The following is a 13,399-nucleotide window of genomic DNA, read 5'->3' as shown; positions in this document are numbered from 1 at the left end:
CGACCAAGCCGTTGCCCGCCGCGGGGTGGTGCTGAGGTTAGTGCAAGGCTTTGACGCCATGCCCGGCGATGGCTTGGTTGAAGCGGTAGCTGTCACGCTGGGTCACGACGACGTGGGCATGGTGCAGGAGCCGGTCGACGGTGGCGGTGGCCAGGGTTTCGGCATGATCTCGTCGAAGCCGGACGGGTGCGGGCTTGCTCCGCCGGGGATGAGTTCGAGCGGCAGTTCGCCGGCGTGTCATCAGACCCGGTGAAGATCAACTGCGACATGTAGAGGTTCGCGGAGTCTTTCACCAGCCCCTACGCCTGGCGGTTCCTCGGTGAGAAGCGAGTCCGGATGCTGATCCGCGCGGTGCCCGACGGGTCAGCGTCGAGGACGACGCCGTCGTCTACGAGATCGGTTCGGGCACCTACCGCTTCACCGTCGTGGCCGTACCTCGCTGACTGAAGAACACCGCCGTTCCGCCCGGCTACAGTGCCGGGCGGGCGGCGGGGAGGTGCGATGAGCCTCTTTCATCCTGTGTAGCGGTTGGATTCGGTGCGGTGCATGTCCGTCGCCCCCATGTACACACTGCCGGCCGTGCCGTTCTACCTCCTTCTGCAACGGTTCATTGTCTCCGGTATGACCGCCGGAAGCGTCAAGGGATGAACCGGACGCGATGACCGCGAGTGACAGGAGCGACGCGCTCGTGGGCGCCGCGCTGTCCAGGTTGGAGAAGGTTCACCGGTCAGCCGCCGGCCCAGGCGCCCCAGCCGGTACCGCGAGTGCCGCACGCAGATCCCGCGCCTCTGGATCGGTGAGACCCGCCAAGACCGCCAACGCCTCGTCGCGGCAACACGACGCTTCGCCGTACCGGCTCTCCGCCACCGCCAACTCCACGAGTGCCAGCAGAGTTCGCGCCTGCGCATGGCGGTCACCGTGATCCGCGAAGAGCCCGGCTGCCAGCCGCAGGCGCTCGGCGGCGGCCTGGTACTGCCCCAACGCTCGCAGCGCGGCGGCCAACTCCTGGTGGGCGCGGGCCAGGCCCCAACCGTCATCCGCACCGGCGAACAGCGCGACCGCGGTCCGCTGGTACGTGACCGCCTCGTCGGGGCGCCCGAGCGCGGCCAGCGCCCGGCCGAGTCCGAGCCGCGCCATCGCCTCGCCACGCGGGCGGTCCAGTTCCCGGAAGACGAGTAACGCCTGGTCGTACGCGTCGATGGCCGACTCGTGGCGCCGAGCCTCGTACGACACGTGGCCGAGGCGGTTCAACGCGCCGCCCACCATCCACCAGTCGCCGTACTCCTGGGCGAGCGCGGCCGCCCGGAGCAGCACAACGCGCGCCTCCTCGTACCGCCCGAGTTCGGTGAGCGCCATCCCCCAGCGATCCAGCGCCCAGGTCTCCTCTTCCACGGCGTCGACCCGCCGGGCCAGGGAGACGGCCCGCACACTCCACCGGATGACCTCGTCGGGACGGCGCAGTGGCGTCCAGGCCAACGCGATGCCGTTGAGGGCCATCACCTCCGTGGTGGCGTCGCCTCGGCGGCGGGCCAGTTCCAACGTGGTCTCGGCCAGGTCCCGCTGGTCCTGCCAGTGACAGCGCAGGTCGTAGAACCAGGGCAGGGTGGCCATCAGCGGATAGACCAGATCAGCCAGGTCGAGGGCAGCCGCCCGAGCTATCCCGGCGCGTACCGTCACCCGTTCGGTGTCCAGCCACCGAACCGCGTCGGGGGATCCGGCGAAGACGGACGTACCGGAATTGGCTCCACTCTCGTCGAGCTGGGTCGCCGCGTCCTGCGCGGTGCCCAACAGCCAGTCGAGGTACGCCTCCTCCGCGGTCCGGGTCGCCCGCTCGTCCTCCTCCGCGGACAGCCGGTCGCTGGCGTAGAGCGCGGTCAGATCGTGCAGCCGGTACCGGTTTCCGACCAGGGCCGGCTGGACCAATCCGACGTTGACCAGGTTGGTCATCAGGGAGTCCGCCCCGGACTCGGAGGTGCCGGCCAGCACGCCCGCCGCGACCAGCCCGCATTCCGGTACGGGTAGCAGGGCCAGCCGGCGAAACAGTCGGCGGGCCGGGTCGGACAGGGCGCGGTACGACATCTCGAATGTGCCCCGCACCGCCCGATCGCCGGTCGACAGCCAGGTCAACCGGCGCTGTTCCGCGGCGAGCATCCGGGCGCAGTCGGCGAGCGACCACCGGGGCCAGTTGCCCAACCGGGCCGCGGCGATCCGGGTGGCGAGCGGCAGGCCGGCGCAGCTGCCGGCGATCCGGACAGCGGCCTCCGGCTCGTTGGCCACCCGGTCGGCGCCGACAACCCGGCCGATGAGGTCGACGGACTCCGCCGTGGACAACGAGTCCAGTTGGCAGCGGACGGCACCGTCCAGGCCGAGCAGCGGGTTGCGGCTGGTCAGCACGGCCAGCACCCCGGCGGCACCGGGCAACAGCGGGCGCACCTGGCCCTCGTCGGCCACGTTGTCGAGCAACAACAGAACTCTCCGGCCATCAAGAATCGACCGGTACCAGGCCGCCAGTTCGGCGGTGTCGGTTGTCGGTTGGCGATCGGCGACGTCGAGCCCGCGCAGTAGCCACCGCAGGGCGTCGGCGGGCGGCACCGGCGATTCGTCCGCGCCGCGCAGGTCGAGGTAGAGCTGACCGTCCGGGTAACGGCCGGCGAGGCGGTGCGCCAGGTGTACGGCGAGACTGGTCTTGCCCATCCCCGGCGGGCCGGTGACCACCAGCAGTCCCGGTGCCGGTCGCGCGGCCTCGGCTGCCGCCCGCAGCATGTCGAGTTCGGCCTTCCGGCCGACGAAATCGGGCAGGTCAGCAGGAAGCTGCGCGATCCGGTAGCGGGTGGCGGACCGTCCGGCCTGGGCCGCCAGTACGGCGGTCCGGAGTCGACGTAACTCGCCACCGTCTTCGAAGATCCGTTCGTACCTGGTCAGCAGGTCCTCCGGGATGAGCCGCTTGCCCCGCTCGTAGTCGACGAGTCCGCTATGGGCACTCATGTTGAGCTTGCGGGCGAGCGTACGCAGGGACAGCCCGGCCGTACGGCGACAGCGGTAGAGGACCTCACCCAACTCGGCGTACGGGAATTCGTCTGGAGAGGTAGTCACGGCATCGCGCTTTCCGGCGGGGGCCAATGACGCGGGCGAGTGTCCACCGCGTTCTCAGAGTGTTCCTCATTAGTTCGGCAGAACACAAATCCCGCCGTCGTCGTGCTTGGCTGTGCGCGTTTACCAGGTCGGCCGGCGGGTAGCGCGGGTCGACGAATCGTGTCGGGAGGAACCGTGGGGGCAACTCACCAACCCGAACCGGGGTCGGCCACAGTCAATGGCGATGTGCCGCCGGCCTCCGTACCCGGTTCGGACGACACGGTGGCGCCGGACGGCGCACCGGGCCCGGACGGCTCCGCTCCACAGACCCCGACCAGATGGGTCGACCGGCTCTTCGCGCACCGACCCCCGGGCTATCCCAGCATCGTCGGGTGGCTGCGCGTCGCCGCGCTGCGCGACTGGCGGGCGGCGCTCGGCGCGTTCGCCGGCGCCTGGCTGAACGTACCGCTGGCGGTCCTGTTCACCGGCTTGTTCCTGCTGTTCTACCTGGTGCAGGCGATCGGCCTGCTCTTCCTCGGCGGTCCGGGTACGGCGGGACTGTTCCGAAGTGCGGAAGACCTCATCAGCCAGTTGTCCGGCGGCGACATCCTGCCGGAGCAGGTCGGTCTGGGCGGAGCGATCAGCATCCTGGTCAGCGGCGGGATCGTCGTCGCGATCGTCACGTTCCCGCTACAGATCGCGGCCGTCTTCCTCGCCGGCCTCGCGATGCCCTGGCTCTCCAACCCGGTCGACGCACCCCTGATGCTCATCGGGCAGTGCGTGGCGGGTGTGACCCTGGCGGTCGTCTACACCCTCTACCGGGTGAGCTGCGAACCGTGGCTGCTCCGGATCGGCGGCGCCCGCCGGCTCAGCCGGCGGGAGGCGGCGCTGCTGTTGCCGATCGCCCGCCAGGTCGGCGCGGCGCTCGGCCTGTCCAGCATCCCGATGATCCTGATCGACCCCGACCGCACGCCCCGGGCCATGGCACACACCCGGCACATCGTGCTCAGCCAGGGGCTGCTGGACGAGTTCAACTACGACCGCGAGGCGGTCGCCGCGCTCTTCGCGCACGAACTGGTGCACTGGCGCAACGGTGACCCGGTCAGCCGGGTCTTCGTCCGGGGCCTCGCGCTACCGCTCTACCTGTTGTTCAGCGCCGCCAACTATCTACTGCGGGTTTTCCCGCACCCGCTGGTCAAGCTGCTGGTCATGCTGATCGCCTGGCCGGTGACCCTGACGGTCCGGTTCCTGGTCGTGCCGTCGCAGAGCTTCGATGCCCGGGCCAGCGAGTACCGGGCCGACGCCGGAGCCGCGCTCGCCGGCCACCGGGCCGGCATGCGGCGGGTGCTGACCCGGTTGCGCCGCTCCTTCGAGACGGGGGGAGGCGGCTGGGACGACGCGGTCTGCGCCAGCCACCCGCCGTACGAGCTGCGGTTGGAGCGGCTGGAGGCACGCGGCGAGACGTACCCGCTGCCTGATCGCGACGCTCCGGCGGCACCGCTGCCGGTGGCGATGGTCGGCTCGCTGCGTGAGGACTGAGCCGTGCGTTCAGCCTGGCCGGCGATCCCCTCGTTCGACGTCCGTCCCCGGGCCAACGTCTTCCTCGGCTGGAACCACCTTGGCGGATACACCCGGTTCTGGAGCGCGCCGGAGGACTCGGTCGGCATCGTCGGCCCACCCCGGTACGGCAAGACCTCCGGACTGATCGTGCCCAGCGTGCTGGGATGGAACGGACCGGTGGTGGTCACCTCGACCCGGGGGGACATCCTCCAGTTCACCGGCAACCGGAGACGCGCGATCGCCACCCCGCACGGCGGAAACGTGCGGGTGTACGACCCGTTCGGCAGTGAGTACCCGGAGCACTCGCTGCGCTGGTCGCCGCTGGCCGGGTGCGCCGACCCCGCGGTCTGCTACCGGCGGGTGGCCGCGATGACCGCCGTCGCCGGGAAGGGCATCGAGGGGGGCGGGGACCACTGGCGGGCCGGCGGTGCCGGCATCCTGCGGGCGTACTTCCACGCGGCGGCGCTGAGCGGGCGACCGCTGGCCGACGTACGCCGGTGGTTGGCCCGGCAGGAGGTTCGTGATCCGGTGGCGATCCTGCGGCTGTCCGACAGCACGGCGACGATGTGGGCCGACGACCTGGAAGCCGTGCAGTTGCTCGGCGACCGTGAACGCGGCAGCTTCTTCTCGGTCGCCCGCAACTGCCTGGAGGCGACTGCCGAGCCGACGGTGCTGCGCTCCTGCGCGGCGACCGACCTGGACATCGACCACTTCCTCACCAGCAGGTCCGCGTTGTTCCTGATCGGACCGTCGCACTATCAGCAGGCGATCGCCCCACTGGTGGTCGCCCTGGTGGACAGCATCGCCCAACGCGCCGCCGAGCTCGCCGCCCGGCGACCCGGCGGCCGGCTGGACCCGCCGCTGCTGCTGGCCCTGGACGAGGTGGCCAACATAGCGCCGTTGCAGAGCCTGCCGTCGCTGGTCAGCGAGGGCGGCGGGCGCGGCATCGTCACCATGTGGGCGGTGCAGAGCCTGGCCCAACTGCGCGCCCGGTACGGCGTCGAGCAGCAGGCCGCGATCCTCGCCGCGACCACCGCGAAGCTCATCTTCGGCGGGATGTCGAACAGCCAGGACCTGTCCAACGTCTCGGCCTGGGCGGGTGAGCAGCGGGAGACGAACGCGTCGTACCAGAACCCGTCCCGGACGCAGCGGGTCCAGGCCGAGACCGGTACGGCCGGCGGCGGTCTGGGCCGGCTGCCTGATCCGGGCAACGGCGACTGGGGACGGAGTGCGCACACCAGCACCAGCGTCGGCAGCCTCTACCGCCCGGCCCTGCCGGTGCAGATGATCCAGATGCTGCCGCCCGGCCACGCCTGGCTCTTCTACCGCAGCGACGAACCCCGCCAGGTGGAGACCCGCCCAGCCGGCCTGATCCCCGAATTCGCCGCCCTGAAGGGGTACGCACCGTGAGCACACACGCATCGACCAGCACCCGCCCCTTCGCTGCTCACACCGCTTACCCTCTCCTGTTTCCGGTCGGCATGTTCCTGGGCGAGGTCCACTCTCCCGACGGTCCGGTCCACCATGACGTCCGCCTCGGGAACACGACGGTGTCCCTGACCGAGAACGAGGTCTTCGCCTGGGGTGTCGCACACGGACTGCCGCGTCCGTCGCCGACCGATGTGCCCTGGACCCGGGCGGTTCTGCTCGAGGCGTTACCGAACCATGAGTACTCGTTCGGTCTTGACCGGACACTTGATGTGCTCATCGGCAAGGGGCTGCTCGCCGAGATCGATCCTCAGTCCGAGGCCGCCGTCGACTTCGCTCGTCGACACAACATATTCCCGACGCTGATGGGGCTGGGAAACTCCGCGGAGCACCCCGAGTCGTGGGGTATCGGCCTGCCGGGCGCCCCGATCGTGGAGGTCACCGGCCCCCTCTTCCTGATGTGGCACCAGGCGCATCTCGACGACAACCTGTGGGCCGCCTGTAGCCGGTTCGGCGACAGCGATCTGGCCGACGGCTCCGAGGACGGACGGGGGACGGAACCTCGCGCGATCCTTGCTGCCCTACTCGACGGCCTGCGGCCCCTGCTGACCGTCAACGCCGTACGGATCGACATCACGCATGGTGCGACGTGATGCAGCAGTTCGAGCCCCAGCGACAACACCCGGACCCGCGAGCGGCACAGCGCCCCCCGAGCGGCCGGGAGAAGGCTGACTGGAAGCCACCGGTGTTCAGGGCGCAGTTGGTCAGTATCGGGGCGCCCTTGCTGGGAGCCGGCCTCGGATTCGTCATCGGTCAGCACACACCGTTGGGTCCGATGACGGGTGCCGCGGTCGGCGCCCTCGTCGGACAGGCCGGCGAGGCCGTCGCCGACGCCATGATGACCCGCCCAGGCAGCGGCGACAATCAGGACCCGGATCAGCTGATCGCGCTTGCCGCGGCGCGCGTCGTCAAGACGGCTCTGGCCATGGCGGGCGGGGCGGTGGGGGCGGGCATCGCGCCCGCCATTCCCCTGGTCGGCGTGATGGTGACCGCCGGACTCGGCGCCAGCATCGGCGAGTACTTCGTCAAGCTCGCCAAAGGCAGCAGCCAGAAACCTGAAGAAGACATCGGCAAGAGAGACACTCTCAAGCTCGGCAGGCTCAGTACCGGACAGCTCCTGATGAACGACGTCAGCCAGAAGCCGACCAAACCACTGTCGGAGCAGCAGGCCGCGCCCGGACAACCGACAGCTCTGGACCGGGACGCGACCGACAAGCTTCCCCGCGTCAAGCAGGCTGACGCCAGGCGGCCCCCCAACGCCCAGCGCCGGACCGCCGGGGCGGAGCCGGGCCGAACACAGCACCCCCGGCCACAGCGGGGTCGGGAACCGAGTTCCGACCAGGGCGGACGTTCCGATCCGGGCTCAGGCCGGTAAGCCGGCCCGGCTACCAACCAGGTCCGAACATCGTAGGAAGGAGCGCGGGCAATGAGTGACTCGCCCGAACGTCGCGGAACGCAGGACGGTGACGGCCGGATCCAGGATTCCCGTGGGAAGGGTTCGTCGAACCGGCCGTACAACCCCAACCGCGATCTGACCAGACAGAACGAGTCGAAAAGCAGCACCCGACCCCCCAACACCACCACCGGCCGGGAACACGACGGCACAACCAGGAAAACACAAGTAGTACGTGGCCGTGTCATCGACCCGCAGCAGCGGCGTACCGACCCTGGCCAGAGTGGGAAAGACCGAGAGGCGGGTCAGTGACTGACAGCGCGGCCCCGGCGCCCTGGGCGTGGGACGACGCGACCGATGAGGCGTACGAGGACCTGTGGGCCCGGTTCGTCCGCTGGGTCGACTGGGTTGAACGGGAGTACGCGCCCTGGGTCGTGCTCCCGCCGTGCTGGCCCGTGCATGAGGCGCTGCGCTTCGAGCTGACCCTGCTCTGGTACGCGCACGACGCCGCTCTGTACAGGTCGACCGATCCGATCTCCGGCATCCAGTGGCACGTCGACCTGCGGAACGCGGCGAACGCGTGGCGGGCGTTGGCGACCTGTGACCATCGGGAGCCGTCGCCGGAACAGCGGCGGATCGAACAGGCCCGGCGTGACCGACGGGACGAGTTCGCCGCCGAGGCGATGACGCGTCGGTCGGCTGACCCGGCCAACCACGAGCAGCAGTTCGAAACCGAGGAGTGACCCGTTGAGGACGCTGGATGCCTGCCCGGCCTGCCGTACCGTGCTGCTGCCCGGACAGCAGCGGTGCCTGCGGTGTGGGGCCGCGGTCGGCGATCCGACCCGTGCCTGCCCCGATTGCACCGCCGAGAGCCCGCCGGCCAGCCGCTTCTGCGGAAACTGCGGCCGGGACCTCGACCGGAAGGGCGACGCAGATCCTGAAGACGCCGCAGATCCGGCGGCCGGCGACCCGGGCGGGCAGAGCCGGCCAGCGGATCCCGCACGCGGACCCGTTCCACTGGCGGATCCCGGGGTCGACCCCGAGCGGGCCTTCCTGCCGCTTCGGGCGCCGGGGCCGGGGCGGCGCGGGCTACGCGTCACCATCGCGGCGGTGGTCGGGGTGCTCTGCGCGGGGGTGGTGGCGCTGGCTGTCGTACGGTCGGTGGCATTCGGGCCCGAGCCGACGATCGAGGCGTACTTCACCGCGCTGGCCGACCGCGACGCGGCCGCCGCCCTACGCGCCCTGAACCCGCCGAACGGCGACCAGCCAGCCGAGCCCGAGCCACCGAGGGGCGACGGGGAGCCAGACAGCGGGGAGCCGGGCGACGGCACGCTCACCAGCCCACTGCTCACCGACGCTGTCCTGACGGCCGACGGCTACCAGCCGCCCGGTGAGGTGCGGGTCGAGAAGCTCGAAACCGTCGAACGTGAGGCCGGGAACGAAGCGGCGGACGGCGGAGACGACCTCACCGTGGCCACCGTCGCCTACACCGCTGGCGGAGAGCGGTTCACGGCGACTCTCGTCCTGGAACCGGCCGGGCGGACCGCCGGACTCTTCCCACGCTGGCGGATCACCGATGGCGCGCTCTCCACGCTACGGATCTCCGCTGACGGCACGGAACAGGTCCTGGTCAACGGCGTGCCGGTCGGCTGGTCCGACGCGGGGGGCGGCGGCGGTGGCCGGCTGAGCGCCTTCCCCGGCAGTTACACCGTCAGCCTGCCCGACCAGCCGCTGCTGGCGGCGGCGCCGGTGACCGCGGCGGTAGGCGGCCGGGGCGCCGAGGTCACGCTGGCGACGACGGTCAGGGAGTCCGCGCGCGGCGAGGTGGAGCAGGCGGTCAAGGCGTACGTCGACAGGTGTGCCGCCAGCACGGAGCTCTCGCCGGACGGTTGCCCGTTCTCCAGCTACACGTTCTACACGGTCACCGATGTCTCCTGGCGGATCGAGACGTACCCCACCATCGCCGTGGCGCTCAGCCGGGACGGGAAGCAGGTCCGGGTGACCAACACGCGGCGGGGGACCGCCGAGGCGACCGGTACGGCCCGCGGCTTCCTGTCGCCGACCCAGTACCGGGATTCCGTCAGTTTCGCGGTGACTGGTACGGCCCGCGTCGAGGACGGGAAGGTGGTGTTCCAGCCAACCGGACGATAGCCGACCCGATCGGACGAACTCGGCGCGCTGATCGTAGCGGTCGCGCAGCTCGGAGTTTGGTCGGGCCGTTGGATACCGGTCGGCGATGTGGTCGGAGTCGACGGTCACCAGTCGCGCTCGGCCGGCGAGGTCGAGTTCGCCCAGGATGTGTGCCGCCACCCCCGAACCGCGTGGGGTCGACCAGCTGCAGCATGCAGCGGGCGAAGTCGGCGGTGTAGGCGGGCGGGCCGAACTGGTCGCACACGGCGAAGAACGCGTCATCACCGCGGCAGAGGTGTTCGAGGATTGCGCTGACGAATGTGTGGTCGTGCCGGGCCCCGCCCATCATCCAGCAGGGCATCGATGGCCACCGCGTAACATACGCCCAGCATGGTGACTGTGACCCGGTAATGGCACCCGGTGAACCTCAGTTGATGCGGTGTCCGTCGGGATCGACGATGACCACCTCGACGCCGTTGGCGGCGAAGGCCGCGATGACGGCGGAATCCGCCTGGTGGTCGGTGACGAGGGTCCACTTGCGCGACAGCGGAGCCCAGGCGTGGAATGGCTGGCGGAGGAGCTTTCCCGCGTGCGCGAGGACGTAGACCTGGTCGGCGTGGCGCGCCATCAGCTCCTTGAGCCGGGTCTGCTGCAGATCCGCTTCGCAGATCCCGCCGTCGGGGGTGACCCCGTCGGCGCCGAGGAAGGCGCGGTCGAAGGTCATCCTCTCCAGCGCCGCCTCGGCCAGTGGGCCGACGAATCCCTGGCTGAGATGCCGTAGCGTCCCGCCCAGGCATTCGACGTGCACGGCGTCCACGTCGGCGAGTTCCTGAAGGGCCGTGAGGCCGGTGGTCGCCACGGTCAGCGCGGTTGCCGAGCGCAACTCATGGGCGAGCGCACCCACGGTCGACCCGGCGTCGAGCAGGACGGTCTCGCCGGGGCGAATCTGCGCCGCGGCCCAGCGGGCGATGCCCCGCTTCGCCTCGAATGCCTCGCCGGTGCGTTGCCGTAACGACGCCTCGGGATGTGCGTTGGGGGCGATGGCTCCACCCAGGGTGCGGGTCAGCCGTCCCTCGGAGGTCAGCAGGGCGAGGTCGCGGCGGATCGTCGAGGCCGTCACGTCGAACGTGCCGGCCAGCTCCTCCACAGTGGCCAGACCTGTGGTCATGGCCAGTCGTACGATCTCGTCGCGTCGAGCTCGCGAGTTCAGCGCCGCCGTCACCACCGGCTCCTTGTCGTCAAGTTCCCAACCATGTCAGGCGGCAGGAGTAGGCGCCATCAGGGCCGCCTGGCGTAGCGCTTCGATCATGCTGCCGACCTCGGCGACACCCTTGCCGGCAATGTCGAACGCGGTGCCGTGATCAACGGAGGTGCGGATCACGGGCAGCCCCACGGTGATGTTGACGCCGGCCTCGATACCGAGAATCTTGACCGGGCCGTGTCCCTGGTCGTGGTACATCGCCACGATCAGATCGTAGTCACCCCGCCCCGCGACGAAGAAGGCCGTATCCGCGGGGATCGGACCACGGGCGTCGATGCCGTCCGCCCGCAACACCGCGATCGCCGGGACGATCTTCGCGTCCTCCTCGCCGTACCCGAACAGCCCGTTCTCGCCCGCGTGCGGGTTGATCCCGCAGACCCCGATCCGTGGGTTGGCGATGCCCGAGCGGACCATCGCCTCGTGCCCACGGCGGACCGTACGCTCCACCAGACCCGGTTCGATCTTGTGTACGGCGTCGATCAACCCGAGGTGGGTGGTCACGTGGATCACGCTTACCTTGGGCGTGGCGAGCATCATCGACACCTCGTCGGTGCCGGTCAGGTGCGCCAGCAGTTCGGTGTGCCCGGGGTAGATGTGGCCTGCGGCGTGCAGCGCCTCCTTGTTCAGCGGGGCGGTGCAGATGCCCTGCACCTCGCCCTTCATCGCCAGGTCTCCGGCGACCCGGATGTACTGGTAGGCAGCCTCGCCGGCGGCGGCCGACAGCTTGCCCCACGGCAGGTCGGCCGGCAGCAGTCCGAGGTCGATGACGTTGATCCGCCCCGGCTCGAACACGGCGTCGGCCACCGTCTCGACGGGCGCGATGTCCACCTCCACGCGCAGGATCGCGGCGGCGGCGCGCAGCCGGGCGGCGTCGCCGATCACGACGGGGCGGCACAGGCCGGCGACCTCCGGGGTCACCAGGGCGCCGACGACAACTTCGGGCCCGACGCCCGCGCCGTCGCCCATGGTCACCGCGATGATCGGCGCCGGCGACGGGGCCGGTTCGTCGGCCAGCGGACGCTGGTTGGCGGAATGGGCGACGGTGCTCATGGCAGTACCTCTCGTCTGGCCGCCACCCGGGATCGGGCGGGTCGGCATGGGGGTGCGGTGCAGGAATCGCACGATGTCGAGCAGGGAATCGGGGTCTCCAAAGCTGCCCGCCCTGGTGACAACGGCCCGGCCGTCCTCGGTGACGCAGTGGACTGCACCCGGGTGCACCAGGCCGACCGGGGTCAGCGTGTCGATGCCAAGTGCGTCGAGCACCCGACGGGCGGTCTCGCCGCCGGTCAGGACCAGGTCCACCGGTGAGCGCGCCGCCGGGCGGGTGCGGAGCGCCTCGGCGACGACCTCCGCCAGTCGCCGGGCGGTGGTACGCGTCGCGGTGCGACGGTCGCCCGGCGGGTCGAGGGTCACCACGGCCTGCCCGGCGTCGAGGGCGGTACGGATCCGGGTCACGGCGGCCGACCGCTGGTCGTCGTGGTCGAGGGCTTCGGCGACGAGTCGTACCCGGCTGAGTCCGGCGGCCACCAGCCGGCGAGCTTGCTCGACGGCCACGGGTTCGGCCGTGCCGACGACGACGAGCACCGGGTGCGAACGGCCGGAGGGCACCGGCTTGGCCGGCTGCCCGTCGGGGTCGAACCGGGCGAGCGATCGGGCCAGGGCGGCGGCGAGCCCAGCTGAGCCGACGAAGCGGACCGAAGGCAGGGTCAGCGCCGAGGTGGTGACCCGGTCGAGGTCGGTATCGGTTTCGGCGTCGCAGACGGGTACCACGTTCGCGTCGATGATCGAGCCCAGCACGGCGGGTAGTCGGGGCGACCGGACGGTGTCGAGGCCGACCACCCGGGTCGGCACCGGGGCGAGGGCCGCCGGCACCGATTCCGGCGCATCGCCGGGCTCCATCCGCCAGGCGTCGGTCTGGTGCAGCGGCACTCCGGACAGCCGTACCACGCCGTCGAGCACGACGCGGTCGGCGGACGGTAACGCGGTGGCGACGACAACCGGAGCGCGGTCCGCGCGCAACGCCTGAACGATCGCCCTCGGACTACCGCGCAGCAGTGAGTCGACCTTCGCGAGGACGAGGGGCGGCTGGTGGTGGACGAGCGCCGCCCGGACGAGGCTGGTCACGTCTGCCGCGGGTCGGTGCCGGGAGTCCAGGTCCACCACCAGAGGTCCGAGCGGGGAGCCGGCGTCGTCATCGGTCGGCAATGCCGGCGTAACCGACGCAGGGTCGGTCAGCAGACGCACCGTGATGCGCGTTTCGAGCAACATGAGGGCGGCGGCAACTTCGCCTGCGCCGGTCAGGTCATCGGCGAGGGCCAGCAGCCGGTCGTCGTTCGGCCCCTCCATAAGACCTCCATAAGCCGATGTCCAGCGTTTCTGGCCTCGACCCCCGCAGGGCGGCGTCGAGAGTGCCTGCCGACCGGCGGACACGGTGCCGAGCCGCCCCAGAATCGCATACCTGCGCGACTTGCGCTAGATCTATTGCGTGCGCCGCG

Annotated in this window: 10 protein-coding genes; 6 read left to right on the top strand and 4 right to left on the bottom strand. The window is 70.7% G+C overall.

Annotation, left to right across the window (positions count from 1 at the left end; translation table 11 throughout):
* Positions 1-37 precede the first annotated feature (37 nt).
* Both Pma05_RS34160 and Pma05_RS34155 read right to left on the bottom strand, forming a co-directional pair.
* On the bottom strand, positions 38-241 hold the full coding sequence (locus Pma05_RS34160) for an ATP-binding protein (protein ID WP_275414796.1): 204 nt from the start codon (positions 239-241) through the stop codon (positions 38-40).
* A 479-nt stretch (positions 242-720) separates the two neighbouring features.
* On the bottom strand, positions 721-3,093 hold the full coding sequence (locus Pma05_RS34155) for an ATP-binding protein (protein WP_203861651.1): 2,373 nt from the start codon (positions 3,091-3,093) through the stop codon (positions 721-723).
* Positions 3,094-3,318: 225 nt separating this feature from the next.
* Here Pma05_RS34155 and Pma05_RS43050 point away from each other — a divergent pair, with 225 nt between their 5' ends.
* From Pma05_RS43050 to Pma05_RS34125, 6 genes are all read left to right on the top strand, one after another.
* The gene (locus tag Pma05_RS43050) at positions 3,319-4,611 is read left to right on the top strand and encodes a M48 family metalloprotease (protein WP_239313677.1); all 1,293 of its coding nucleotides are present in this window, start codon (positions 3,319-3,321) and stop codon (positions 4,609-4,611) included.
* A 3-nt stretch (positions 4,612-4,614) separates the two neighbouring features.
* Positions 4,615-6,042, top strand: coding sequence for a type IV secretory system conjugative DNA transfer family protein (locus Pma05_RS34145; RefSeq protein ID WP_239313676.1), 1,428 nt, complete (start codon positions 4,615-4,617; stop codon positions 6,040-6,042).
* Positions 6,039-6,713 (top strand): hypothetical protein, encoded by a 675-nt coding sequence (locus Pma05_RS34140; protein ID WP_203861650.1) that lies wholly within the window; start codon positions 6,039-6,041, stop codon positions 6,711-6,713. Before Pma05_RS34145 ends, Pma05_RS34140 begins: the two co-directional genes overlap by 4 nt.
* A complete protein-coding gene (locus Pma05_RS34135) occupies positions 6,713-7,495 on the top strand; it encodes a hypothetical protein (RefSeq protein WP_203861649.1) in 783 nt (260 codons plus the stop codon). Before Pma05_RS34140 ends, Pma05_RS34135 begins: the two co-directional genes overlap by 1 nt.
* A gap of 326 nt (positions 7,496-7,821) precedes the next feature.
* Complete coding sequence (locus tag Pma05_RS34130) at positions 7,822-8,256, top strand: hypothetical protein (RefSeq protein ID WP_203861648.1); 435 nt, start codon at positions 7,822-7,824, stop codon at positions 8,254-8,256.
* A gap of 4 nt (positions 8,257-8,260) precedes the next feature.
* Positions 8,261-9,664: a zinc ribbon domain-containing protein gene (locus tag Pma05_RS34125; protein ID WP_203861647.1), complete on the top strand. Its 1,404-nt coding sequence runs from the start codon at positions 8,261-8,263 to the stop codon at positions 9,662-9,664.
* 406 nt (positions 9,665-10,070) lie between these two features.
* Here Pma05_RS34125 and Pma05_RS34120 read toward each other — a convergent pair whose 3' ends face one another.
* Both Pma05_RS34120 and pdxA read right to left on the bottom strand, forming a co-directional pair.
* The gene (locus tag Pma05_RS34120) at positions 10,071-10,865 is read right to left on the bottom strand and encodes a DeoR/GlpR family DNA-binding transcription regulator (protein ID WP_203861646.1); all 795 of its coding nucleotides are present in this window, start codon (positions 10,863-10,865) and stop codon (positions 10,071-10,073) included.
* Between the two features lie 33 nt (positions 10,866-10,898).
* Positions 10,899-13,250 carry a 4-hydroxythreonine-4-phosphate dehydrogenase PdxA gene (gene pdxA / locus Pma05_RS34115; RefSeq protein ID WP_203861645.1) on the bottom strand — a complete coding sequence of 784 codons (2,352 nt, stop codon included), beginning with the start codon at positions 13,248-13,250 and terminating at the stop codon, positions 10,899-10,901.
* Positions 13,251-13,399: the final 149 nt, after the last annotated feature.

The sequence above is a fragment of the Plantactinospora mayteni genome (genome assembly GCF_016862935.1).
GTDB classification, from domain to species: domain Bacteria; phylum Actinomycetota; class Actinomycetes; order Mycobacteriales; family Micromonosporaceae; genus Plantactinospora; species Plantactinospora mayteni.
Note: the sequence above shows the minus strand (reverse complement) of the source record. Positions and strands in the feature narration are given on the sequence as shown.